Origin of the sequence: Candidatus Pantoea soli (assembly GCF_007833795.1) — a bacterium.
GTDB classification, from domain to species: domain Bacteria; phylum Pseudomonadota; class Gammaproteobacteria; order Enterobacterales; family Enterobacteriaceae; genus Pantoea; species Pantoea soli.
In genome coordinates, this window is record NZ_CP032702.1 from 2,643,725 (window position 1) to 2,668,737 (window position 25,013).

The window sequence follows — 25,013 nt, forward strand, 5'->3', positions numbered from 1 at the left end:
TCCCGGAACGAGTGACTCATGAGCAATCCCGACATTTCACGCGTCAAGGCGTTTCTGCTCACGCTGCAGGATGATATCTGTGCCCGTCTGGCGGCGGCGGACGGCGGCGCCACCTTTGCTGAAGATGACTGGCAGCGCCCCGGCGGCGGCGGCGGCGGACGCAGCCGCGTGCTGCGTCACGGCGCGGTATTTGAGCAGGCAGGCGTAAACTTTTCCCACGTGCACGGCGACCAGATGCCGGCCTCCGCAACCGCACATCGTCCGGAGCTGGCCGGCCGCAGTTTTGAGGCCATGGGCGTCTCGCTGGTGGTTCATCCGGAAAACCCCTACGTACCCACCAGTCACGCCAACGTGCGTTTTTTCATTGCTGAAAAACCCGGCGCAGAACCGGTATGGTGGTTCGGCGGTGGCTTCGATCTCACGCCCTATTACGGCTTTGAAGAGGACGCGCGGCACTGGCATCAGACGGCTTTCGACCTGTGCCAGCCGTTTGGTAGCGATGTCTATCCGCGCTACAAAACCTGGTGCGACAATTACTTTCATCTGAAGCACCGCAACGAGCAGCGCGGCATCGGCGGGCTGTTTTATGATGACCTGAACACGCCGGATTTTGACCACTGCTTTGCCTTTATGCAGGCGGTGGGTAACGGCTTCAGCGCAGCGTATCTGCCGATTGTGGAGAAGCGCAAAGCACTGCCGTGGGGCGAACGCGAGCGGCAGTTCCAGCTGTATCGCCGCGGCCGCTACGTGGAGTTCAATCTGGTCTGGGATCGCGGCACGCTGTTTGGCCTGCAGACCGGCGGTCGCACCGAGTCAATTTTAATGTCAATGCCGCCGCTGGTGCGCTGGGAATATGATTACCAGCCAGAAGCCGGTTCGCCCGAAGCAGCGCTGTACCGTGACTTCCTGCCGGTCAAAGACTGGCTGGGTCTGGCGCCCTGACCGGCACGCCGCGACCGGGCTCTCTGCCGGCGCGGCGCTCGCGTCGCCGGCAGGTGAGCTGCGCCCACGGCTAACCGCTGCCTAAAGCGGCTCCGTCTGCGCTTCCACCACCGCCAGCGCCACCATGTTGACAATACGCCGCACGGAAGCAATGCGTGTCAGCACGTGTACCGGCTTGCGCATGCCCATCAGCACCGGTCCGACGGTCACCCCCTCCGAACAGGACACCCGCAGCAGGTTATAGCTGATGCGCGCCGCCTCGACATTGGGCATAATCAGCAGATTTGCCGAGCCCTTCAGCGGGCTGTCCGGCATCAGTTCGCGCCGGATGCTCTCCACCAGCGCGGCGTCACCGTGCATCTCCCCATCGATCTCCAGTTCCGGTGCCCGCTGCTGAATCAGCGCCAGCGCCTCCCGCATCTTGCGTGCGCCGGGCGCGGCGGACGTCCCAAAGCTGGAGTGCGACAGCAGCGCGACGCGCGGTTCAATACCGAAGCGCCGTACCGTTTCCGCCGCCAGCAGCGTAATATCCGCCAGCTGCTGCGCGCTGGGATCTTCATTCACATAGGTGTCGGCGATAAAGGTGTTGCCGTTTGGCAGCAGCAGCGCATTCATGGTTCCGGCAACGTTCACGTCATCGCGGAAGCCAAACACCTTTTCCACCACCTCATAATGTTCGCGATAGTCGCCGATGGTGCCGCAAATCAGGGCATCCGCCTCGCCGCGATGCACCATGATCGCCCCGATCAGCGTCGGGTTGCCGATCACCGCACGCTGCGCCGTTTCCGGCGTCACGCCACGGCGTTTCATCATCTGATAGTACTCGTTCCAGTAGGCTTTAAAGCGCGGATCGGATTCGTTATTCACGATCTCAAAATCCTGGCCGGCTTCAATTTTCAGCCCCTGCTGCTGCAGACGCATAGCGATGACATGCGGTCGCCCGATCAGAATCGGTCTGGCCAGCCCGAGCGATACCAGCTCCTGCGTGGCGTGCAGCACGCGCACCTCTTCCCCTTCCGCCAGCACCACGCGTTTCGGTGCTTTACGCGCCTGCGAGAAGATCGGCTTCATAAACAGGTTGGTTTTGTAGACGAACTCGGTGAGCTGCTCGCGATAGGCATCGAAATCGGTGATGGGCCGCGTGGCGACGCCGGAATCCATTGCAGCTTTGGCCACCGCCGGCGCGATCTGCACAATCAGCCGCGGATCAAACGGCTTGGGGATCAGGTACTCCGGGCCAAAGCGCAGATCCTGATCGTCATACGCTGAGGCCACCACATCACTCTGCTCCGCCTGCGCCAGCGCGGCGATGGCATGCACGGCTGCCAGCTTCATCTCCTCATTGATGGCGGTGGCTCCGACATCCAGCGCACCGCGAAAAATAAACGGAAAGCACAGCACGTTGTTCACCTGATTGGGAAAATCCGATCGTCCGGTGCAGATGATCGCATCCGGTCGCACCTGCTTCGCCAGCGGCGGCAGGATCTCCGGCTCAGGATTGGCCAGCGCGAGGATCAGCGGATTTTTCGCCATCTTCTGCACCATCTCCGGCGTCAGCGCCTTCGGGCCGGAGCAGCCGAGGAAGATATCCGCGCCGGCGATCACTTCATCCAGCGTGCGCGCACCGCTGTCGGCAACCGCATAGGCCGCCTTGGTCGGCGTCATGTTTGCTTCGCGATCGCGGTAAATCACCCCTTTGGAGTCACACACCACAATATTGTGCCGCTGCAGGCCCAGCGCCACCAGCAGGTTCAGGCAGGCAATGGCGGATGCTCCGGCCCCCGACACCACCAGCCGCACATCGCCAATGGCTTTTTGCACAATCTGCAGGCCGTTCAGCACGGCGGCGGTACAGATGATTGCCGTACCGTGCTGATCGTCATGAAACACCGGGATCTGCATGCGCTGCCGCAGCTGCTGCTCAATGTAGAAACACTCCGGCGCTTTGATATCCTCCAGATTGATGCCGCCAAAGGTCGGTTCCAGCGCGGCGATCACCTCAATCAGTTTATCCGGGTCCTGTTCGTTGATTTCGAGATCAAACACATCAATCCCGGCAAATTTTTTAAACAGAACGCCTTTGCCCTCCATCACCGGTTTGCCCGCCAGCGCACCAATGTTGCCCAGCCCCAGGACGGCGGTGCCGTTGGAGATCACCGCCACCAGATTGCCGCGCGCGGTGTACTTATGCGCAGCGAGCGGATCGGCGGCAATCTCCAGACAGGGCGCAGCGACGCCAGGTGAGTAAGCCAGCGCCAGGTCGCGCTGTGTCGCCAGCGGTTTGGTTGGAGAAACCTGTATTTTTCCGGGGGTGGGGAACTGATGAAAATTGAGCGCGCTCTGCCTGAGTTGATCGTCCATCGGATATCCTTTTGCACGGCTGAAAGCCCCCAGTATAGGAATGCCCGGCGTAAAAGAGGGTGAAGGCGCTCAAATAACCGGCAGCCGTTCTGGCACAGATTGCCACCGCCTCGCCTGCGGCTTTGGCGCAGCCTGCTATGCTTAAGGATGGCAAAACGCAGAGCTGAACCGATCAGGCCCCCCGGCGATGCGTCACGCACCCGGACGCCACAATCAGAGAAAACGCATTTTCTTCCCCCGGCGTCTGTTGCACTGTGTGGGACCTGCCTCTCCGGCAAAAGCGCAGATAAGGCGATGGCTGCCGCGGTTCCCTTTTGCCAACATTATTGCTAATCAAGGAGTTAAGCGATGAACCAGCTAGATGCATTAAAACAGTTCACCACCGTGGTGGCGGACAGCGGCGATATCGAATCCATTCGCCATTATAATCCGGAAGACGCGACCACGAACCCTTCCCTGATCCTGAAAGCCGCCGGTCTTGACGCTTATAAACACCTGATTGACGACGCCATCGATTACGCGAAAAAACAGGGCGGCAGCAAAGAGACGCAAATCATCAACGCCAGCGATAAAGTGGCGATCAACCTCGGTATGGAAATCCTGAAAAGCGTACCGGGTCGCGTCTCTACGGAGGTTGATGCCCGCCTGTCCTTCGACCGCGGCATGTGCGTGACCAAAGCAGAGAAACTGGTACGCCTGTATGAAGAAAACGGCATTGACCGCTCACGTATTCTGATCAAGCTGGCCTCAACCTGGGAAGGCATCAAAGCCGCAGAAGAGCTGGAGAAAAACGGTATCCAGTGCAACCTGACGCTGCTGTTCTCCTTTGCCCAGGCGCGCGCCTGTGCTGAAGCCGGTGTGTTTCTGATTTCGCCATTTGTTGGCCGTATCTACGATTATTACAACTCACGCAAGCCGCTTGATCCGTATGTTGTCGATGAAGATCCGGGCGTGAAATCCGTGCGTCGCATCTACGATTACTACAAAAAGCACCGCTATAACACGGTCATCATGGGCGCCAGCTTCCGTAAAGTGGAGCAGATCATCGCGCTGGCAGGCTGCGACCGTCTGACCATCTCCCCTAACCTGCTGGAAGAGCTGGCGAACAGCGATGCGCCGGTAGAGCGCAAGCTGGAGCCGTCTACCGAAGGTTTCCATCAGCCTTCGCCGCTCTCTGAAGCGGAATTCCGCTGGGAGCACAACCAGGATCCAATGGCGGTGGAAAAACTGTCGGACGGTATCCGTCAGTTCGCCGTGGACCAGCAAAAACTGGAAGACGTGCTGGCCGCGCGCCTGTAATCCCGTCACCCGCTTAAGCCGGACGGGCGTTTGCCCGTCCGCTGTTGCCCACTCACAAGGGAGAACCCTATGTCATCACGCAGAGAGCTGGCTAACGCGATTCGTGCACTGAGCATGGATGCCGTACAGAAAGCAAATTCCGGACACCCAGGCATGCCAATGGGCATGGCCGACATCGCCGAAGTGCTGTGGCGCGACTTCCTGAAGCACAACCCGACCAATCCGGCCTGGGCCGATCGTGACCGCTTCATTCTCTCCAACGGTCACGGCTCTATGCTGCTGTATAGCCTGCTGCACCTCACCGGCTATGACCTGCCGATGGAAGAGCTGAAGAACTTCCGTCAGCTGCACTCTAAAACGCCTGGTCACCCGGAGATCGGCTATACGCCTGGCGTGGAAACCACCACCGGTCCGCTTGGCCAGGGGCTGGCCAATGCGGTAGGTCTGGCAATTGCCGAGCGCACGCTGGCGGCGCAGTTTAACCAGCCGGGCCACGACATCGTTGACCACTTCACCTATGTCTTTATGGGCGACGGCTGTCTGATGGAGGGGATTTCGCACGAAGTCTGCTCGCTGGCCGGCACGCTGGGCCTCGGCAAGCTGATTGGCTTCTACGACCATAACGGCATCTCTATTGATGGGGAGACCGAAGGCTGGTTTACCGACGACACCCATCAGCGCTTTGAAGCCTACAACTGGCACGTTGTCGGCAGCAAAGAGGGCATTGACGGTCACGATCCTGAAGCGATTGCGGCGGCGATCAAAGAAGCGCAGAGCGTCACCGACAAACCGTCGCTGATCATCTGCCGTACCGTGATTGGCTTCGGCTCACCGAATAAAGCCGGTAAAGAGGAGTCACACGGTGCCGCGCTGGGTGAAGAAGAAGTGGCGCTGACGCGTAAGCAGCTTGGCTGGAATTATGGCCCGTTTGAGATCCCGCAGGAAATTTACCAGCAATGGGATGCGAAAGAAGCCGGTGCCGCGCAGGAAAAATCGTGGGAAGAGAAGTTCAGCGCTTACCAGCAGGCTCACCCGGCGCTGGCGGAAGAATTCAGCCGCCGCCTGAACGGCGAAATGCCGGCACAGTGGGAACAGGCCACCACCGATTTCATCCGCGAGCTGCAGGCCAACCCGCAGAAGATCGCCAGCCGCAAAGCCTCACAGAATACGCTGGAAGCCTTTGGCAAGATGCTGCCGGAATTCCTCGGTGGTTCTGCCGACCTTGCCCCCAGTAACCTCACTATCTGGTCAGGCTCCAAATCCATCAAAGAAGACCCCGCCGGTAATTACATTCACTACGGCGTACGTGAATTTGGCATGACCGCGATTGCTAACGGCATCGCTCACCACGGTGGCTTTGTGCCCTACACCGCGACCTTCCTGATGTTCGTGGAGTATGCGCGCAACGCGGCGCGTATGGCTGCCCTGATGAAGGCGCGCCAGATCATGGTCTACACCCATGACTCGATTGGTCTGGGGGAAGATGGCCCGACGCACCAGCCGGTTGAGCAGCTGGCCAGCCTGCGCGTCACGCCAAACTTCAGTACCTGGCGTCCGTGCGATCAGGTGGAAACCGCTGTAGCGTGGAAAGCCGCTATTGAGCGTCATCACGGCCCGACCGCTCTGATTCTGTCGCGCCAGAACCTGCTGCAGCCGGAACGTACGCCACAACAGGTAGAGAACATCGCGCGCGGCGGCTATATCCTGAAAGACTGCGACGGCACGCCGGATGTCATCCTGATTGCGACCGGTTCCGAAGTGGAAATCACGCTGGGCGCTGAAGCTAAACTCAGCGCTGACGGCCATAAAGTCCGCGTGGTCTCGCTGCCAAGCACCGACGTGTTCGACAAGCAGGATGTGAGCTACCGCGAATCGGTACTGCCTTCTACCGTGCGCGCACGCGTAGCCGTGGAAGCCGGCATTGCCGACTACTGGTACAAGTATGTGGGCATTGACGGCAAAATTGTCGGCATGACCACCTTCGGCGAATCCGCACCCGCCGGTAAGCTGTTCCCGGCCTTTGGTTTCACCATTGAAAATGTGGTAAGCCACGCCGAATCCTTACTCAAGCCAGCCTGACCCACTGGCCCTTTTCCGCTGCCGGAAAAGGGCCAGCTTTCTTTCACGCGCTGATACAGAAAAAAACCCGCGTCGCCCCCTTCCCGCTTTGCGCAAACTGATTACTATAGACTTTCCTCCGATTCTGATTGCGGACGTTTCCCCGTTGAAAAAACGTACTCCTTTATTACTGGCCTTACTGGTTTCCGTGCTGCCCCTTGCAGGCAGAGCACAGGTATCACCCGATCCGCTGCTGGCTTCACAGATTGTCGATCGCTACGCTGAGCATATCTTCTATGGCAGCGGCGCGACCGGCATGGCGCTGGTGGCGATTGATGGCAACCAGCGCGTGTTTGCCAGCTTCGGCGAGACCCGGCCCGGCAACAACGTGCGTCCGCAGCCGGATTCGGTGATCCGCATTGCCTCGCTCAGCAAGCTGATGACCAGCGAAGTCATGGTGAAAATGGCTGAGCGCGGCCAGATCCGTCTGGACGATCCGCTGAGCAAATATGCGCCGCCGGGTGTTCGGGTGCCGGCGTATAACGGTCAGCCCATTCGCCTGATCAACCTTGCCACCCATACCGCCAGCCTGCCGCGCGAACAGCCGGGCGGCCGGGCGCAGCGGCCGGTATTTGTCTGGCCAACCAAAGCGGACCGCTGGCAGTGGCTGCGCAGCGCCACGCTAAAGGCCACGCCGGGCACCCAAGCCGCCTACTCCAATCTGGGCTTTGATCTGCTGGGCGATGCGCTGGCGAAAGCGGCTGGCATGCCCTACCCGGCGCTGTTCCAGCAGCTGATAACGCGCCCGCTGGGCATGAAAGACACCACTTTTACCCCGTCGCCGGATCAGTGCCAGCGGCTGATGATTGCGGAAAAAGGTGCCAGTCCGTGTAATAACACGCTGGCCGCCATTGGCAGCGGCGGCGTCTACTCCACGCCGGATGATATGGGCCGCTGGATGCAACAGTTCCTGAACTCCGCGGTGAATCATCGCACGCCGCAAATCGATCGGCTGCAGACGCTGATTTATCGTCGCGATCAGCTGAGCAAAGTGGAAGGGATGGACGTGCCGGGGCGCGCGGATGCGCTGGGCATGGGCTGGGTATACATGGCCCCGAAAGCGGGCCGGCCGGGGATTATTCAGAAAACCGGCGGCGGCGGCGGCTTCATTACCTATATTGCAATGGTGCCGCAACAGAACGTCGGCGTTTTCGTGGTCGTGACGCGCTCACCGCTGACGCGCTTTACGCCGATGAGCGACGGTGTGAATAACATGCTGGCTGAACTGGTGGGCAATCAGAAAGGTTCACCGATGTCGGTCTCCGCTATCCGCTGAGTGCCGGCCTGATGCAGGGCGGCGCCTGGCCGCCCTCTCTGAGCCGGCGCACCCTGCGCCGGATTAGCGTGACTGCAGCGGGCCGCTGGACTGGCTGACCCACAGCGTGGGCCAGTCATCACTGCTGTGCCACGCGTCGCAGGTTTTCTCTTCCGCATACTCCGCCAGCACAAATTCGCTGCCGTCAAACTGCCAGCGCGTGGCAACGCCACAGTCGCCCAGCCCGCGTCCTTTACTGAAGGTGTAGAGCAGGCCGTTACTGGCATCAAATTCGGCATTCACCAGTTCCAGCTGATTATCACTGCGCGCCGGCGGCGTAAACGGCAGCGTCAGGGTCAGGCTGCGCGACACATAGGGCGCGCTGCGCGTCACCTCAAAGGCCAAATCAATGACGTTATACGCCCCGGTTTCACAGCTGATCAGCAGCAGGGCTTTGCTGTCTGTCAGCGGCGAGACGCTCACTTCACGCCGCAGCGGATCCAGCGAGCAGTTATCAATATTTACCCGCCAGGTGCCGTAATCGATCAGGCCGCTGGTCTCTTCCTGCGTCAGCGGTGCCGGCGGCGGCGGCGCGGGCGGCAGCTGTGGCAACGGTGGCGGCGGCGGGACGTCCCACTGTACGCGGTTGCCACGCTTTACCCAGGCGCTGGCACCGTTCACTCGTCCCTGCACATCATCCATCAGCAGCAGCGCCGCTTTCATGCCACGCAGCGGGATCACGGCCTTCGCCTGATAAGTAAGCTGTAAGCTGCCGGCATCCAGCGTCTGGGCCAGGAATTCATCAATGGCAATCGCGTTGCTGGTGGCAAGATGATGCGGCTCAACCGTCCAGTGTTTGAGGTCCGGATTCAGGCGGCGCTGATCCAGCAGCAAATTATCCCGCAGTGGCCCGCCGGGCAGTTCACCGCTGTAGGCGCTGCCGTAATCAATGCGCAGCAGCGGCCGGTCGTTAACCCCGGCATGCCGCGCCAGCGTCATCACCAGGCCGTTATCACCCGGAAAACTGCGTGCGACACAGAACGCCACGTTGTTGCAGGTGATCTGCCAGTCGGAAAACGACTTCTGCAGCGGTTCGGCCCGTACGCTGGCGATCAGCAGAAAGGGTAAGCAAAGCAGCGACTTCATCCAATACGACATTCAAAAACCGATCCCCAAATTCCCGGAAAGAAAATCATAGCGTAATAAACGCGCTGTCATCAGAGCGAAACTGTGAAGCGGCCAGAAAAGCACGGTTAACTGCTGAAAAAGCCGCCGCCCGGCAGCGGACGAATAAGGAATGGCGCAGGCAGTTCATCTTCCGTTTCGCCTGATTTCCGCTCAATCGGATTCGTCGGACAAATGCGCGGCGGCAGCAAAACGGTCAAATCCACACAAACGGGCATAACCGGTCATGCTATGGTAATTGCGCTGCGCGCCGGTTTTGGGCGCGTCCTCTCTTTCTGCAGCACGATAACGCGTATTTATGTGAATAAGATCACCTTAATTTGTTGATGCGAGATCTTATTTACATAAAAAAATCGACTTTTATCACTTTAACACCGGCGGGCAATTTCACCGCTGCGGACTCGTGCGCAGCCCACATTTTCCCGTGCCGGCATCCAGTAATTTATTTCCATCGGAGGAAAACGATGTTGCCGATTGAAAGACAGCAGCGAATTATCGACGAACTGAATATTAATGGCCGGGTTATTGTCGCGGAGCTGGTTACGCTGTGTCAGGTCTCACAGGAAACTATCCGCCGGGATTTAACCCAGCTGGAGAAACGCGGATTATTACAGCGCAGCCACGGCGGCGCGGTACTGTCCAGAAAACAGGCGGCAACCGCTGCGGGAAATACCCGTGCGGTCAATGAGTATGAACTCGCTTTTCGCCAGCGCATGAATGAACAGGTCGAGGCCAAAATGGTCATTGCCAAACGTGCGCTGGATTTTATCAGCCCCGGCGACTGTTTATTACTCGACAGCAGTACCACCTGCTGGTATCTGGCCCGGCAGCTGCCGGATATTGAATTAACGGTGCTTACCAATTCGCTGCGCATTGTGCAGACGCTGGCGCCGCGCGGCAGCATCCGCACCATCTGCCTGGGCGGCGAATATTCGGATCGGTATGAAGCGTTTCACGGCATTGTGGCTGAACAACCGCTGCGGGAATTTCAGATTAATAAGATCTTTTTTTCCTGCAGCAGTCTGGGTAATGACGGTTATTTACGGGAAGGCAACGAAAACAACGCCCATTTAAAACAGCAAATGCTGCTGGCCGCAGAAAGAAAACATTTGTTAATGGATGGCAGTAAATTTCTGCGCCCTTCATTCGCGCGTATTTGTCATTACCGCGATGTGGATTTTCTTATCACCGACCAATTAACTGACAAAGAGCTGGAACAGGAACTGGCGTGGAACGGTGTCAATATTATTGACTGTTCACAGCGCAACAATGCCATGCAACTAATAAAAAATTAATCCGGAGTCTTTATGAAAAAACATCTTATCGCCTGCTCATTACTTGCCCTGTTTGCTGCCACCGGTGCGCAGGCCGCCGATAAACTGCGGATGGGCGTAGTGGTCAAAATTGGCGGTATCCCGTGGTTTAACGCCATGGAAACCGGGATCAAAAGTGAAGCCGCAAAACGCGGCATTGATGCGTGGATGGTCGGGCCGACCGCCGCCGACCCGGCATTGCAGGTTCGCGCCATTGAAGATTTGATTGCGCAGAAAGTCGACATCATCGGCGTGGTTCCCAATGACCCGAAGGTGCTGGAGCCAGTGCTGAAGCGGGCACGCGCAGCGGGGATTCAGGTCATTACCCACGAATCGCCGGGCCAGAAAGACGCCAACTGGGATTTTGAACTGGTGGATGCGCCCACACACGGCATCAACCATATGAAAGCGCTGGCGAAATGCATGCATGAAGAGGGCAAATACGCCATGTATGTCGGCAGCCTGACGGTGCCGCTGCATCAGGAGTGGACGGACGCCGCGCTGAACTACCAGAAACAGCACTACCCGAAAATGCAGCTGGTTACCGACAAATTCGGCGTGGGTGAATCGCTGGATGACTCCATCCGCACCACCAACGAACTGATGTCCAAATACCCGGATCTGAAAGGCATCATGGCGTTTGGCTCGCAGGGGCCAATTGGCGCCGGCCGCGCAGTGATGAACCGTAACAAGATCGATCAGGTCTGCGTGGTGGGTGCCTTTAGCCCCGGCCAGGGTGCCTCACTGGTGCAGCGCGGCGCGATCAAAGGTGGCTATATCTGGAACCCGGAAACCGCCGGTGAGGTGTTTGTACGCCTTGCAGACATGATGCAGAAAAAAGAGCCGATCACCGACGGCATGACCATTGAAGGGCTGGGCAAAGTGAAAGTTGACGAAGCCACGCACACCATCCTCGGGAACAACAGCGAAAGTCTCGACAAAGCGAACCTGCCAAAACTGGTGAAAATGGGGCTGTAATATGCAAGAGGTCACTCCACAGACGCTGATCGCGCTCGACAATCTGTCGAAAACCTTCGGTGGTAACCGCGCACTGAGCGATATCTCGCTGAGCTTACTGGCTGGCGAAGTGCATTGTCTCGCTGGCACCAACGGCTGTGGCAAGAGCACCTTAATCAAAGTCATTGCCGGGGTGCATGCCCCGGACAGCGGCAGCCGCATTACCCTGGGTGACGGCCCGGCGCAGCCGCGCCTGACCACCCGCCAGGCGCGCGACTTTGGCATCCAGGTGATTTATCAGGATCTGTCACTGTTCCCCAACCTGAGCGTGGCAGAAAACATCGCCTTTGAGCATAACCTGAAGGGGCTGGCAGGCTGGCATCATAAAGGCCGGCTGCACGCCACCGCCCGCCGCATCGTGGATGAACTGCAATTCGATCTCGACCTGAATGCGAAGGTTGCCGCGCTGTCGATTGCGCAGCGTCAGCAGGTAGCGATCTGCCGTGCGCTGGTGGCGGATGCGCGCCTGGTGATCATGGATGAGCCCACCGCCTCACTGACCCGCACCGAAGTTAATCAGCTGCTGCGTACCGTGCGCTATCTGAAAGACAAAAACATCTGCGTGGTGTTTGTCAGCCACCGTCTGGATGAGGTGCTGGAGATTTCTGACCGCGTCACGGTTATTCGCGACGGTCGCAAAATGGGCTGCTGGCCGGCGCGCGAGATGACGCCGCACCATCTGACTGAACTGATGACCGGCCTGAAGCTGGACTACCAGCTGAAAACGCCAACCCGCGATCCGGACCGCGTGATGCTGGAAGTGGAACGGCTGACGCGCGCCGGCCAGTATCATGACGTCAGTTTTAGGCTCTGCGCTGGCGAAGTCCTCGGCCTGTGCGGCCTGCTGGGCTCCGGCCGCACCGAACTGGCGCTGTCGCTGTTTGGCATGACCCGCCCGGACAGCGGCAAAATCTGGCTCGACAGCAAACCGGTACGCTTCCGCAGCCATGAGGATGCGATTAAAGCCGGCATCGGCTACGTGTCAGAAGATCGTCTGACGCTCGGCCTGGTGCAGCAGCAGTCGGTGGCCGACAACATGGTGCTGCCGATCCTCGATAAACTGCAAAACCGTTTCCACCTGATTGACGAATACCGCAAGAACAAGCTGATCCTGCAATGGATTCAGCAGTTTGGCGTGCGGGTAGCCGATCCGCAGCTGGCCATCTCCACCCTTTCCGGCGGCAATCAGCAAAAGATTGTACTGGCGAAATGGGTGCTGACGCAGCCGCGCATTCTGATTCTTGACTCGCCGACCGTGGGCGTGGACGTCGGTGCTAAAGCCAGCATTTATCAGCTGATCCACGCGCTGGCCAAAGAGGGCCTGTCGATCATCCTGATTTCCGATGAGGTGCCGGAGGTCTGGTACAACTGCGACCGCATTCTGCACTTCCGCGACGGCACCATCCATGCCGAATACCAACCCGATACCGTTGAGCAGCAGCAGCTGGCGGAGGTGATCAATGCCTGATTTTTCCCGTTTGCGCCCGCACAGCAGCCAGGGCTGGCTCGCCTGGGTGTTACTGGCTTTTGTGCTGTTTTTTGCCTGCGCCAGCGACCAGTTTCTGACGGTGCAAAACCTGCTGGATCTGGCGGAGAGCTATGCAGTCACCGGGATCTTCGCGCTCGGGCTGTTTGTGGTGCTGGTGACCGGCGGTATTGATATCTCCTTCGCGGCGGTGGCCTCGGTGGTGCAGTACCTGATCGCCTCGCTGTTTGTCCAGTTCCAGTTTGATAACGCCGTGCTGAGCATTGCGCTGGCGATCCTCTGCGGCACGCTGTTCGGCGTGATCAATGCCCTGCTGATCACCAGCCTGCGCGTGGTTTCCATCATCATCACCATCAGCATGCAGTCGCTGCTGTTTGGATTGCTGATGTGGTTTACCGGCGGCCGGAGCCTCTACACCCTGCCGGACTGGTGGATCACGCTGCGCAGCGTGCTGCCTTTCACCGTGCAGGGCAACAGCTTCCAGATTGGCCTGCCGCTGGTGACCATGCTGGTCATTGCCGCGCTGACGGCGCTGCTGCTGAACAAAACGCACCTTGGCCGTCAGCTGTATGCGGTTGGCGGCGATGCCGAATCGGCGCGGCGCATCGGTATCCGCGTGGGGCTGATTCACGTCTTCGCTTATGGCTGGCTGGGGGCCATGGCGGCGATTGGCGGACTGGTGCAGGTCTATCGCATGGGCGAAGTGGTGCCGAATGCGCTGGTCGGCGGCGAACTTGATGTGCTGGCCGCCACGGTGCTGGGCGGTGCCAGCCTGATGGGCGGCAAAGGCACGGTCAGCGGCACGCTGATGGGCGTCTTCCTGATAGCCATCCTGAAAAATGGCCTCAATCTGATCGGCGTCTCGAACTACTTCATGAATATCGTGGTCGGCGGCACCATCATGGTGGCCATCGCCGTCACGCACTACAAAAAACGCAAAGAAACTGACGTCAGTTTCGTCTGACGCAAGGAGCCTTCTGATGAAATCTCTCTCTGCGCTGCGCCCGGACGGCACCAATGTCGGCCTGATGCTGTTAATCGCGCTGGCGCTGGCGATCTTCAGTCTGATGCTGCCAGGCCGCTTCCTTACCGATTCCACCTTTATGAGCATGGCGTTTCAGCTGCCGGAGCTGGGGCTGCTGACACTGGCGATGTTTATTGCCATTCTCAGCGGCGGCCTCAATCTGGCCATCATTGCCACCGCCAACCTGACCGCGCTGTTTATTGCCTGGACGCTGATGCGCGCCCTGCCCGCCGATGCCGGTACCGGACTGCAGCTGCTGTGGCTGTTTATCGCCATTGCCGGCGCGATGCTGATTGCTGCCCTGATTGGTGCGGTGACCGGCGTGATGGTCACCCGCATTGGCGCGCATCCAATTCTGGTGACGCTGGCCACCATGATGACGCTGAACGGCGTCGGTATCTGGCTGACCAAAGGCGCGGCGGTAAGCGGTATGCCGCCGGTGGTGCAGGCGCTGGGCAGCAGCACGCTGCTGGGGATGCCGCTGCCGCTGTGGGTGTTCCTCGGCGCGGCGGCGCTGCTGGCGCTGTTCCTTGGTAAAACCCGCGCCGGGAAGTGCATTTACATGGGCGGCAGCAACATCAACGCCACCTGGTTCAGCGGCATTAACACCCACCGCATGGTGATGCTGGTGTATGTCATCTCCAGCCTGCTGTGCGTGCTGGCCGGTCTGATTATGATGGCGCGCTTCAACTCTGCCCGCATGGGCTATGGCGATGCGTATCTGCTGCTGACCGTGCTGGCCATCATTCTTGGCGGCACCGATCCCAACGGCGGCTTTGGCCGCGTCACCGGCGTAGTGCTGGCGCTCATCGCCCTGCAGATCCTCTCTACCGGCTTCAACCTGATGAACATCAGCCAGCATGTCAGTCTGGCGATGTGGGGTGCGGTGCTGATTGTGGTACTGGCCTTTAAACAACTCAAAGGCCGTTTTAATGAACATCGCGCCGTCCGGCTCAGCAGGCTGGCGGCGGCGCTTAATCCTCTGACTGAAAAAAAGGAAGTATGATGCGTATTCAAGTCTCCCCGTCATTGATGTGTATGAATCTGATGGAGATCAAGCACCAGCTGGCGGTGCTGGATTCCCGCGCTGACTTCCTGCACATCGATATCATGGACGGTCATTACGTTAAGAACATTACGCTGTCGCCCTTTTTTATTGAGCAGATCCGCCCGCATACCCGCGTGGCGCTGGATGTGCATTTAATGGTGGAGCGCCCGACCGATTTTATCGAGGTGATTGCCCGGGCCGGGGCGGATTACATCTGCCCGCACGCAGAAACCATCAACCGCGATGCGTTCCGCGTCATTAATCTGATCCGCAGCTTTGGCAAAAAAGTGGGCGTGGTGCTCAATCCGGCCACACCGGTTTCCTATATCCACCACTACATTCATCTGCTGGATAAAATCACCGTCATGACAGTGGATCCCGGCTATGCCGGTCAGCCCTTTATTCCGGAGATGGTGGAAAAAATTAAAGCACTGAAAGCGCTGAAACAGCAGCACGGCTATCCATGGCTGATTGAGATTGACGGCTCCTGTAACACCCGCACCTATCAGACGCTGGTCAGCGCCGGCGCCGATGTGCTGATCGTCGGCACCTCCGGGCTGTTTACGCTGCATGACGATCTGGCGACCGCATGGGACATGATGCGCGAGAGCATTGATGAGGCGCAGGGTCTGACGCAGGTGTCCGCATGAAAAAACGCTGGCTCGGTATCGACATCGGCGGCACCGGCACCCGGCTGCAGATCATGGAAGAGGGCCGCGTCTGGTCCGGTTTCCGCAAGGTGCCGACCCGCAGCTGGGCGCAGCAGCCCGACGCGTTGGCGGCCCTCGGGCTGCTGATCGGCGAAACGCTGGAACAGCAGCCGGTCAGCGGCGTGATGCTGGGGCTGCCGGGTATCCTCAGCCGCGATCGTCAGCAGGTGATTTCGCTGCCCTTCATCCAAGCGCTGGATCAGCAGCCGGTAGCGGCACAGCTCAGCGCCCGACTTGGCGTGCCGGTGGCGATGGATAAAGACGTGAATCATCTGCTGCTGTGGGATTTACTGCAGCTGCCGCAGCTGCCGCAACACGCCGTGGGGCTCTATCCGGGCACCGGTATGGGCAACAGCCTGTGGATTAACGGCGGGTTTTATCACGGTCAGCACGGTGCGGCCGGGGAACTCGGTCATGTGCCCGCGGGCGGTCGCACCCTGCCCTGCCCGTGCGGTAACCACGGCTGTGCGGAAACCGTCACCTCCGGCCACTGGCTGAGCCGCTGGGCCGCAGAACATGCTGCACAGACGCCCATGGCCGCCCTGTTCAGCTGTCACCGCGACGACCCGGCGCTGCAGGCCTTCGTCACACGGCTGGCGCGGCTGATTGCCACGGAGATGAACATCCTGGACCCGGAGTACCTGATTCTGGGCGGTGGCGTGCTGGCGATGGCGGATTTTCCGCTGGCGCAGCTGCGCACGGAGGTGCAGCAGTATTTACGTCCGCCCGCCACGCGCAGCGGACTGCGGATTGTGTTCAGTCAATCCACCGATCACACCGGCTGTCGCGGTGCCTGTCTGGCCGCTGAACGCCTGTTCAGGAGTGCATAATGAAAGGCAAAGTGTGCGTGTTTGGTTCCTTCAATCTGGATATTGTGGCAGTGATGAACCGTTTTCCCCTGCCCGGCGAGTCGCTGACGGCGCAGCACAGCATGATGGGGCCCGGCGGCAAAGGGGCCAATCAGGCCACGGCCGCGCTGCGTGCCGGTGCGCGGGTGCACTATATCGGCAAAGTTGGCCATGACGATTTCGGCACCTTTGCCCGTCGTCATCTGGAAAAAACCGGCTTCGATGCGATTACGCTGTTTACCTGTAAAGAGAAGCCCACCGGCAATGCGTTGATTTATGTCGCCGGAAACGACGCCGAAAACATGATTTCCGTTTACCCTGGCGCAAATACCACCGTCACCGCAGCGGAAGTGACACGCTGCCAGCCCACAGTGGCCGCCGCCGATATTCTGCTGGTGCAGCTGGAAAACAACCTTAGCGCGATTCAGCGCATGATCGATAACGCCCGCGCCAGTGGCACCTTCGTGATCCTGAATCCGGCGCCGTGGCAGAAAATCAGCGATGCGCTGCTGGCGAAGGTGGATTTGCTGACGCCAAACAGCACCGAAGCGACGCAGCTGAGCGGGATAGCCGTGACCGATTTTGCCAGCGCACAGCAGGCGGCAGAGAGACTGCACCGGAAAGGCGCACGTCAGGTGATCATCACCCTGGGCATCAACGGGGCGCTGCTCTCGCGCGCGGGCCAGCAGTGGCGCATTCCGCTGTTTCCGGCACAACCGCTGGATACCACCGGGGCCGGGGATGCGTTCAACGGGGCGCTGGCCGCGCGGCTCGCCTCAGGCGACGATCTGCCGCAGGCGGCGGTGTTTGCCGCGGCTTTTGCCTCGCTGTGCGTGGAACGCGCCGGCGCTGCCAACGCCATGCCATCCTATGCGGAAGCGCTGGCGCGTCTGCAGGCGCATCCGCAGTGCGTGGCTGAATCGCTGGCCGTGTGCGCGTAGCGCAGTGGAGGCCGGTCCGGCGGCGCTATCTGTGCCGATCAGGCGGTTAACAGGCCGGCGATTTGCGCATACTGCAGCAGCATAATCGCCTTGCCATCGCGAATGCGCCCCTCTTTGACCATTGCCAGCGCCTGCGGGAACGGCAGCTCCAGCACGGTAATCGCCTCATCCTCTACGCCGCCGCCGGCGCTGGTTCGCTGCGCATCGCTGTATTCGGCGGCGAAAAAGTGAATCAGCTCGGTGACGCCGCCCGGTGACATATAGGCTTCAAACAGCTTTTCAACGTGCCCCACTTCATAGCCGGTCTCTTCAATGGCCTCTTTGCGGATGCAGTCTTCCGGCGTGTCGTTATCCAGCAGGCCTGCGCAGGTTTCAATCAGTTCGCCGCTGGTATTGCCATTAACCCAGGTGGCGATACGGAACTGACGAATCAGCACCACGCTGTTTTTTTCACGGTTATAGAGCAGGATGGTGGCGCCGTTGCCGCGGTCATAGACCTCGCGCTTATGGCGGACCACCTCGCCGTCGCTGCGGGTCAGTTCGTAGGTGTAGTTGCGCAGAACAAAGTAATTGTCCGACAGCACCTTCTCTTTGATGATGTTGATCTTTAACGACATAGCCGCTCCACTGCGTATCTGAGGGAGCCTGAGATAATAGGCGTAAGCTGGCAGGAAAACTATCTGAATATCGATGCCCCGGCGCTGCACCGCGGGTATTCGCGCATCATCAGGCGCGGTACAGTGCGCCGCCAGGGTGATGTGCGGGACAGGATCAGGCGCGTGATAAAGCGGCCAGGCCGGGCCGATTTAGCGGAAAAAAAACGGGGGCCATTGGCCCCCGCAGAGATAACGGTATGCGATTAACGCCCGCTCTCTTCTGCCAGCTTGCGTGCGGCATCATCCTGATCGTCGTGATGAAGCTCGTGCTCTTTCATCGCTTCTGCGTGCACGCGTTTGCGCACGCCAAACCAGCCCAGCACCAGCAGCACCGCGATCAGCGGAATGGAGGCGATAGTGTAAGTGCCGTTCGGATAGTCAAACGCCATCAGCACCAGCACGCTGACCAGGAACAGCAGCGTCAGCCAGGAGGTGACCGGTGCCCACGGCAGTCTGAAGCCTACCTCTTCCGCTTTGCCCTCTTTGATCGCTTTGCGCAGACGCATCTGACACACAATGATAAAGCCCCAGGAAGAGATGATACCCAGCGAAGCAACGTTCAGGACAATCTCAAACACCTGCGACGGCACATAGTAGTTCAGCACCACGCCCACCACGTAAACCGCGATGGTGACCAGAATCCCGGCGTACGGCACCTGCTGCTTGCTCATCTTCGACATGAACTGCGGCGCAGAGCCGCCCATCGACATGGAGCGCAGAATACGGCCGGTGGAGTAGAGACCGGAGTTCAGGCTCGACAGCGCCGCGCTCAGCACCACTATGTTCATGATGCTGCCAACGTAAGGCACGCCCAGTTTAGTGAAGAAGGTAACAAACGGGCTCTGTCCGGCCTGATAGGCGTTCCACGGCAACAGCATCACCAGCAGCACCACCGAGCCCACATAGAACAGGCCGATACGCCAGATCACGCTGTTGATGGCTTTTGGCAGCATGGTTTTCGGGTCTTTACACTCCCCGGCTGCGGTCCCTACCAGCTCAATTGACGCAAAGGCGAACACCACCCCCTGCACCAGCACCAGCGCGGGCAGCAGGCCGTGCGGGAACAGGCCGCCGTTATCCGTAATCAGATGGAAGCCGGTCGCATTCCCATCCAGCGGCTTACCGCTGCCGAGGAACACCACGCCCACAATCAGGAACACTACGATGGCCAGTACTTTGATCAGCGCAAACCAGAACTCCATCTCCGCGAACCACTTCACGCCAATCATGTTCATGGTGCCGACAATGGCCAGCGCGCCCAGGGCAAACACCCATTGCGGGACGTCGCCAAACGCGCCCCAGTAGTGCATATACAGCGCAACGGCGGTGATATCGACGATACCGGTCATCGCCCAGTTAACAAAGTACATCCAGCCCGCCACGTATGACGCTTTTTCCCCAAGGAATTCACGTGCATAAGAAACAAAGCTGCCGCTGGAGGGACGGTGTAAAACCAGCTCACCCAGCGCACGCAGAATAAAGAAAGAGAAGATACCGCACACCAGATATACCAGTGCCAGCGCCGGACCGGCCATTTGCAGGCGCGCGCCTGCACCTAAGAACAGACCGGTACCAATAGCACCGCCGATGGCGATCATTTGTACCTGGCGGTTACCCATAGCTTTGTGGTAACCGGTGTCGTGGGAGTTAAGCCAGCGCCTTCTCGCAGCGCGCTGTTCGGCTGGCGTTTTTTTAGTAGATTTCATAGCTTTCCTGTTTGTCCTGACCATCAGTCACCGTGTACCCAATCGATTGCGCCCAACGGTGCGGAATGGGTTAAACCGGTACCCGCGCGGCGGAACGATGTCGCACGGCGAGCCGGGAAATTACGGCGATGAATCCTACCCGTTCTGCATAAACGAAGCAAAATATACTGGCTGGCCGCACGGATTGATTTGTAATAATCCGTCGCAACGCACAAAAAAACCGGCCAGTGCAATGGCCGGTAAAAGGTGGCTACAGGAAGGTATGACCAGTGAGGGTAATAACAGGACTAACGGTAAATCTCTGCGGTGCCGCTCCAGAGGCTGGAATCACCGGGGTTTTGCAGGCCGATCACCCGGTAGTGGCTGGCCCCCTGCGCCTGCGCTTTTTGCGACAGATGGCGGGTGGCATCATCCAGCGAGCCGCGCACGCCGCTGACGCTCACCGTGCCGTCGCTTTGTCGCGCCTGCGCCTCGGCCTGGCTGAGCGGTGTGGCCGCGAAAGTGGTAAAACTTGCGGTAGCAAGCAGGGCAGCTGTCATCAAGGCATAACGTGTTTTCATGCGTTGCTCCTGGTTTCTGACGAATAAATGGCGGTAACGCTTCTGAGTATTAGCGAGGTAATGCAAAGCGGGCTGGCCTGCGCGTAAAAGCGTTTAATGTTTCGCCAGCGTGACGTGAATAATTCAAAGAAGTGTCAGGCGCGCGTGGAAAAGTAAACCACGAGCATCACCGGCACGCCGCAGGTCGGCCTGCCGCCGCATTTCGCGCATTCAGGGCGAGCATGCACGTCAAACGTGCCGTTACCCGCACGCGGGCTAAGTGCTCTTATACTGGTTTCTCTGCTGACCACCGGGCTGTGCTGACGCTGCCCGACAGCCTGCGCGACGCCGAAGCGCTGAAGGTCGCCGGTTCGCTGCGCATCTGATTGGCGCATTCAGCTTATGCTGCCGCCGCGCTGCATCGATCCGCAGCAGGCGGAGGCGCGTTCAGCGATTGCCGCTCACTATCGCGCGCTGGCTGAAGCCAGCCAGCAGCTGCGCGAACGGCTGGACAGCGATCAGGCCGATCTGACCCAGGCAAGGATTGCGCTGCTGCAGGAAGTGGCGCGCGGCCTGAGGAATAAAGCGATTGCCGCCACGCTGCCGATCCCGGAAAAGACGGGAAAGGTGCACATCCGCCATCGGCTGCCTAAACTGGCAGGACGGTCACGCGGGGCGGCTACCGTTCTGTGGCTGGCACCGCGTGTAAATACGCTTAAAAAACTGCGGCGATATTTACACTTTCTCCATAATTTATCCACGATTCTCTAATTTGTGCCGCGTAGAGTAAGCGACAGCGGGAGTTTTCAGGACTATCCCCTTGCACTCCGCCAGCGTGAAGCCGCCCGGACCTCACGCTTTACCCCTGAAAAGCAAAAATAATGCAGCCTGAGGAGTGTCGGTTCCATGTCGAATTTTTTCATCGACCGCCCCATTTTTGCCTGGGTGCTGGCGATTTTACTGTGTCTGTGCGGCACGCTCGCCATTATCTCGCTGCCGGTTGAGCAGTATCCCGACCTTGCGCCCCCCAACGTGCGCATCACGGCTAACTACCCTGGCGCCTCGGCACAGACGCTGGAAAATACCGTCACCCAGGTTATCGAACAGAACATGACCGGTATCGATAACCTGATGTACATGTCCTCCAACAGCAGCAACACCGGCCAGGCGCAGATCACGCTGACCTTTACCGCCGGCACCAACCCGGATGAAGCCCGCCAGCAGGTGCAGAATCAGTTGCAGAGTGCGCTGCGCAAACTGCCGGCCGCGGTACAGTCGCAGGGGGTGACCGTCAATAAAACCGGTGACAGCAATATTCTGATGATTGCCTTTGTCTCGACCGACGGCAGCATGGATAAGCAGGACATCGCCGATTACGTGGCCAGTAATATTCAGGACCCGCTCAGCCGCATTGATGGCGTCGGTCAGGTGGATGCCTACGGTTCACAGTATGCGATGCGCATCTGGCTGGACCCTAACAAACTGATCAACTATGCCCTGACCACTGACGACGTGGTGAAAGCCATTGAATCACAGAATATGCAGGTGGCGGTCGGCCAGGTTGGCGGCCTGCCGTCGGTGGACAAACAGGCACTTAACGCCACGGTAAACGCCCAATCGATGCTGCAGACGCCGGAGCAGTTCCGCGCTATCACGCTGAAAACCAATACGGACGGCTCGGTGGTGACGCTTGGTGAGGTGGCGGAGGTGGCGATGGGCGCGGAGAAGTATGACTACCTCAGCCGCTACAATGGCCAGCCCGCCTCCGGCCTGGGTATCAAGCTGGCTTCCGGTGCCAACGAGATGAACACCGATAAGCTGGTGCGGGCCCGCGTGGCCGAACTGGCGCGCTACTTCCCGCACGGCCTGGAAGCGAAGGTGGCGTTTGAAACCACGCCCTTTGTTAAAGCCTCAATAAAAGACGTGGTGAAAACCCTGCTGGAAGCGATTCTGCTGGTGTTTCTGGTGATGTATCTGTTTATGCAGAACTTCCGCGCCACGCTGATCCCGACCATTGCCGTGCCGGTGGTGCTGCTGGGCACCTTTACTGTGCTCTATGCCTGCGGATTCAGCATTAATACGCTGACAATGTTTGCCATGGTGCTGGCCATCGGGCTGCTGGTGGATGATGCCATTGTGGTGGTGGAGAACGTCGAGCGCATCATGAGTGAGGAAGGGCTTTCACCCCGCGCCGCCACGCGCAAATCAATGGGGCAAATTCAGGGCGCGCTGGTGGGGATTGCGCTGGTGCTGTCAGCGGTGTTTGTGCCCATGGCGTTCTTTGGTGGCACCGTGGGCGCGATCTATCGTCAGTTTTCCATCACCATTGTTTCCGCCATGGTGCTGTCGGTGCTGGTGGCAATGATCCTCACGCCGGCCCTGTGCGCGACCCTGCTTAAACCGCTGCAGCAGGGTGAGCAGCATGGCCGCCGCGGCTTCTTTGGCTGGTTTAACCGCACCTTTAACGCCAGCGCACAACGCTATGAGCGCGGCGTGGCGCGTATCCTGGCGAAAGGCGGACGCTGGCTGCTGCTGTACCTCGCCATTATCGGCCTTATGGCGTTTCTGTTTCTGCGGCTGCCGACATCGTTTCTGCCGCAGGAGGATCGCGGCGTATTTCTGACTCAGGTGCAGCTGCCGCCGGGCGCAACGCTCCAGCAGACCTCTAAGGTGGTTGCAAAGGTCGAGGACTATTATATGACCGCCGAAAAAGAGAATGTGCTGTCGGTGTTCTCTACCATCGGGGCCGGCCCGGGCGGTAACGGGCAGAACGTGGCGCGTCTGTTTGTGCGGCTTAAAGACTGGGAGGCCCGTCCGGGCAGCGATCGTACCGCGTTTGCGATTATCGATCGCGCCACCAAAGCCTTCAGTCATATCAAAGAGGCGCGCGTGATTGCCAGCAGTCCGCCTGCCATCACCGGCCTGGGCAGCTCTTCCGGCTTTGATATGGAACTGCAGGACCACGGCGGCATCGGCCACACGCAGCTGATGGCCATGCGTGACAAGCTGCTGGAACTGGCAGACAGCAATCCGGCGCTGTCCCGCGTACGTCACAACGGCCTGGATGACAGCCCGCAGCTGCAGATCGATATCGATCAGCGTAAAGCACAGGCGCTGGGCGTGTCGCTGGATACCATCAATGACACCTTAACCACCGCCTGGGGCTCTACCTATGTGAACGACTTCCTCGATCGCGGTCGCGTGAAAAAGGTTTACGTGCAGGCTGCGCCGGCCTTTCGCATGCTGCCGGGCGACATCAACAAATGGTATGTGCGCAACAGCAGCGGCGGCATGGTGCCCTTTTCCGCTTTTGCCACCAGCCACTGGGAAACCGGCTCACCGCGGCTGGAGCGCTACAACGGCTACTCTTCCCTGGAGATCGTCGGGGAAGCGGCCAATGGCGTCAGCAGCGGCACGGCGATGGATGTGATGGAAAAACTGGTCGGGCAGCTGCCGCTCGGCGTGGGTTTTCAGTGGACCGGGGCGTCCTATCAGGAGCGGCTATCGGGTTCACAGGCGCCGGCGCTGTATGCCATCTCGCTGCTGGTGGTTTTCCTGTGCCTTGCGGCCCTCTATGAGAGCTGGTCGATTCCGTTTTCGGTAATGCTGGTTGTGCCGACTGGCGTAGCCGGCGCGCTGGTGGCCACCTGGCTGCGCGGGCTGGAAAACGATGTCTATTTTCAGGTCGGCCTGCTGACGGTCATTGGGCTTTCAGCGAAAAACGCCATTCTGATCGTGGAGTTTGCCAACGAGATTAACAGCAAAGGCCGGGAACTGCTGGAGGCAACGCTGGAGGCCTGCCGCCAGCGTCTGCGGCCGATTCTGATGACCTCGCTGGCGTTTATCTTCGGCGTTCTGCCGATGGCTATCAGCAGCGGCGCCGGTTCCGGCAGCCAGCATGCCGTGGGCACCGGCGTGATGGGTGGCATGCTGTCAGCAACGGTGCTGGCGATCTTCTTTGTACCGCTGTTCTTTGTGCTGGTGCGGCGGCGTTTTCCGCTGCGTGACAAGCCAGAGGATTAAGGACAAGAAAAAGCCGCCCGGGGTGACCAGGGCGGCTTTATTGTTGTGTGTGGTAAAGAATAACAGCAAGTTGGGAATGTCCTGCTTTTCTCTTCACGGGTTACTTACGTAACATCGCTTCGATGAATTCTTTCCAGTTCCCCAGTTCGAGTTCGACCATAATACCCTCTCTTATTGTAGGAGTGATTCTACGCCGTTTTTTTCTGCAGGTGAATACGTTTCCACCTCTTATCACTATCGGCAAAAGCATGCGAAAACTTGAATCTTCCGGAAGTGGAAGCTGACGCACATTTCAGCAACCTGTTAATGCGACTGAAAAAAGCGTTAACTTAAATTTGCTAGCACATTTTTCGTATTAGGAAAATCCTTAGTGCACTGATGATGCCGGATGCGATTATTCCGTGCGTTAATGAAAGCGTTTCCTGGTACTGATTAACAGGATTTATCTCAACGCGCTCATCATGAATATCGCAGCCGGTTTTCGCCATTTTTCACCGCACAGAAGCGGCTATGGTAAACTCGCGCTCTCTTTTACACAGGAC

At 59.0% G+C, this 25,013-nt stretch carries 22 protein-coding genes; 15 read left to right on the forward strand and 7 right to left on the reverse strand.

Annotated features, from left to right (window positions below):
- Positions 1 to 18: 18 nt before the first annotated feature.
- A complete protein-coding gene (gene hemF / locus D8B20_RS12340) occupies positions 19 to 942 on the forward strand; it encodes an oxygen-dependent coproporphyrinogen oxidase (protein ID WP_145889146.1) in 924 nt (307 codons plus the stop codon).
- 81 nt (positions 943 to 1,023) lie between these two features.
- Here hemF and maeB read toward each other — a convergent pair whose 3' ends face one another.
- Positions 1,024 to 3,303: an NADP-dependent oxaloacetate-decarboxylating malate dehydrogenase gene (maeB, locus tag D8B20_RS12345; protein ID WP_145889147.1), complete on the reverse strand. Its 2,280-nt coding sequence runs from the start codon at positions 3,301 to 3,303 to the stop codon at positions 1,024 to 1,026.
- A 348-nt stretch (positions 3,304 to 3,651) separates the two neighbouring features.
- Between maeB and tal the strand changes: the two genes are divergently transcribed.
- The 3 genes from tal (at position 3,652) to ampH (ending at position 7,996) form a co-directional block, all read left to right on the forward strand.
- Positions 3,652 to 4,602, forward strand: coding sequence for a transaldolase (gene tal / locus D8B20_RS12350; RefSeq protein WP_145889148.1), 951 nt, complete (start codon positions 3,652 to 3,654; stop codon positions 4,600 to 4,602).
- Between the two features lie 69 nt (positions 4,603 to 4,671).
- Positions 4,672 to 6,681 (forward strand): transketolase, encoded by a 2,010-nt coding sequence (gene tkt, locus D8B20_RS12355; RefSeq protein WP_145889149.1) that lies wholly within the window; start codon positions 4,672 to 4,674, stop codon positions 6,679 to 6,681.
- 145 nt (positions 6,682 to 6,826) lie between these two features.
- A complete protein-coding gene (ampH, locus tag D8B20_RS12360) occupies positions 6,827 to 7,996 on the forward strand; it encodes a D-alanyl-D-alanine-carboxypeptidase/endopeptidase AmpH (protein ID WP_145889150.1) in 1,170 nt (389 codons plus the stop codon).
- A gap of 63 nt (positions 7,997 to 8,059) precedes the next feature.
- Here ampH and D8B20_RS12365 read toward each other — a convergent pair whose 3' ends face one another.
- Positions 8,060 to 9,022 carry a DUF1176 domain-containing protein gene (locus tag D8B20_RS12365; RefSeq protein WP_370664109.1) on the reverse strand — a complete coding sequence of 321 codons (963 nt, stop codon included), beginning with the start codon at positions 9,020 to 9,022 and terminating at the stop codon, positions 8,060 to 8,062.
- Positions 8,988 to 9,137 (reverse strand): TraY domain-containing protein, encoded by a 150-nt coding sequence (locus tag D8B20_RS22070; RefSeq protein WP_370664110.1) that lies wholly within the window; start codon positions 9,135 to 9,137, stop codon positions 8,988 to 8,990. Before D8B20_RS22070 ends, D8B20_RS12365 begins: the two co-directional genes overlap by 35 nt.
- Before the next feature lie 487 nt (positions 9,138 to 9,624).
- Here D8B20_RS22070 and D8B20_RS12370 point away from each other — a divergent pair, with 487 nt between their 5' ends.
- From D8B20_RS12370 to D8B20_RS12405, 8 genes are read left to right on the forward strand one after another with little or no spacing between them, the layout of a single operon-like run.
- Positions 9,625 to 10,455: a DeoR/GlpR family DNA-binding transcription regulator gene (locus D8B20_RS12370; protein ID WP_145889152.1), complete on the forward strand. Its 831-nt coding sequence runs from the start codon at positions 9,625 to 9,627 to the stop codon at positions 10,453 to 10,455.
- 12 nt (positions 10,456 to 10,467) lie between these two features.
- Entirely contained in the window at positions 10,468 to 11,451 is a 984-nt protein-coding gene (locus D8B20_RS12375; protein WP_145889153.1) for a substrate-binding domain-containing protein, read from the forward strand.
- 1 nt (position 11,452) lies between these two features.
- Positions 11,453 to 12,958, forward strand: a complete 1,506-nt coding sequence (locus D8B20_RS12380) for a sugar ABC transporter ATP-binding protein (RefSeq protein WP_145889154.1) — start codon at positions 11,453 to 11,455, stop codon at positions 12,956 to 12,958.
- Positions 12,951 to 13,940 carry an ABC transporter permease gene (locus D8B20_RS12385; RefSeq protein ID WP_145889155.1) on the forward strand — a complete coding sequence of 330 codons (990 nt, stop codon included), beginning with the start codon at positions 12,951 to 12,953 and terminating at the stop codon, positions 13,938 to 13,940. The genes D8B20_RS12380 and D8B20_RS12385 overlap by 8 nt, the downstream gene beginning before the upstream one ends.
- A gap of 16 nt (positions 13,941 to 13,956) precedes the next feature.
- Complete coding sequence (locus D8B20_RS12390; RefSeq protein WP_145889156.1) at positions 13,957 to 15,006, forward strand: ABC transporter permease; 1,050 nt, start codon at positions 13,957 to 13,959, stop codon at positions 15,004 to 15,006.
- Complete coding sequence (gene alsE / locus D8B20_RS12395; RefSeq protein WP_145890562.1) at positions 15,006 to 15,698, forward strand: D-allulose 6-phosphate 3-epimerase; 693 nt, start codon at positions 15,006 to 15,008, stop codon at positions 15,696 to 15,698. Before D8B20_RS12390 ends, alsE begins: the two co-directional genes overlap by 1 nt.
- Positions 15,695 to 16,588 (forward strand): allose kinase, encoded by an 894-nt coding sequence (gene alsK, locus D8B20_RS12400; RefSeq protein ID WP_145889157.1) that lies wholly within the window; start codon positions 15,695 to 15,697, stop codon positions 16,586 to 16,588. Before alsE ends, alsK begins: the two co-directional genes overlap by 4 nt.
- The gene (locus tag D8B20_RS12405; protein ID WP_145889158.1) at positions 16,588 to 17,547 is read left to right on the forward strand and encodes a ribokinase; all 960 of its coding nucleotides are present in this window, start codon (positions 16,588 to 16,590) and stop codon (positions 17,545 to 17,547) included. The genes alsK and D8B20_RS12405 overlap by 1 nt, the downstream gene beginning before the upstream one ends.
- 38 nt (positions 17,548 to 17,585) lie before the next feature.
- Here D8B20_RS12405 and nudK read toward each other — a convergent pair whose 3' ends face one another.
- From nudK to D8B20_RS12420, 3 genes are all read right to left on the reverse strand, one after another.
- Positions 17,586 to 18,164 carry a GDP-mannose pyrophosphatase NudK gene (gene nudK, locus D8B20_RS12410; protein WP_145889159.1) on the reverse strand — a complete coding sequence of 193 codons (579 nt, stop codon included), beginning with the start codon at positions 18,162 to 18,164 and terminating at the stop codon, positions 17,586 to 17,588.
- A 242-nt stretch (positions 18,165 to 18,406) separates the two neighbouring features.
- Positions 18,407 to 19,909 carry an L-asparagine permease gene (ansP, locus tag D8B20_RS12415; RefSeq protein WP_145889160.1) on the reverse strand — a complete coding sequence of 501 codons (1,503 nt, stop codon included), beginning with the start codon at positions 19,907 to 19,909 and terminating at the stop codon, positions 18,407 to 18,409.
- Positions 19,910 to 20,196: 287 nt separating this feature from the next.
- Positions 20,197 to 20,469, reverse strand: a complete 273-nt coding sequence (locus tag D8B20_RS12420; protein WP_145889161.1) for a YdgH/BhsA/McbA family protein — start codon at positions 20,467 to 20,469, stop codon at positions 20,197 to 20,199.
- Positions 20,470 to 20,690: 221 nt separating this feature from the next.
- Between D8B20_RS12420 and D8B20_RS21645 the strand changes: the two genes are divergently transcribed.
- The 3 genes from D8B20_RS21645 to acrD all read left to right on the forward strand — a co-directional run bounded on the left by D8B20_RS21645 (position 20,691) and on the right by acrD (position 24,471).
- On the forward strand, positions 20,691 to 20,834 hold the full coding sequence (locus D8B20_RS21645; RefSeq protein WP_186454371.1) for a hypothetical protein: 144 nt from the start codon (positions 20,691 to 20,693) through the stop codon (positions 20,832 to 20,834).
- A 16-nt stretch (positions 20,835 to 20,850) separates the two neighbouring features.
- On the forward strand, positions 20,851 to 21,219 hold the full coding sequence (locus D8B20_RS22075) for a LuxR C-terminal-related transcriptional regulator (protein WP_145889162.1): 369 nt from the start codon (positions 20,851 to 20,853) through the stop codon (positions 21,217 to 21,219).
- A 135-nt stretch (positions 21,220 to 21,354) separates the two neighbouring features.
- On the forward strand, positions 21,355 to 24,471 hold the full coding sequence (acrD, locus tag D8B20_RS12430; RefSeq protein WP_145889163.1) for a multidrug efflux RND transporter permease AcrD: 3,117 nt from the start codon (positions 21,355 to 21,357) through the stop codon (positions 24,469 to 24,471).
- Positions 24,472 to 24,571: 100 nt separating this feature from the next.
- Here the strand turns inward: acrD and ypfM are convergent, their stop codons facing one another.
- Positions 24,572 to 24,721: a protein YpfM gene (gene ypfM, locus D8B20_RS22080; RefSeq protein ID WP_370664132.1), complete on the reverse strand. Its 150-nt coding sequence runs from the start codon at positions 24,719 to 24,721 to the stop codon at positions 24,572 to 24,574.
- Positions 24,722 to 25,013 lie beyond the last annotated feature (292 nt).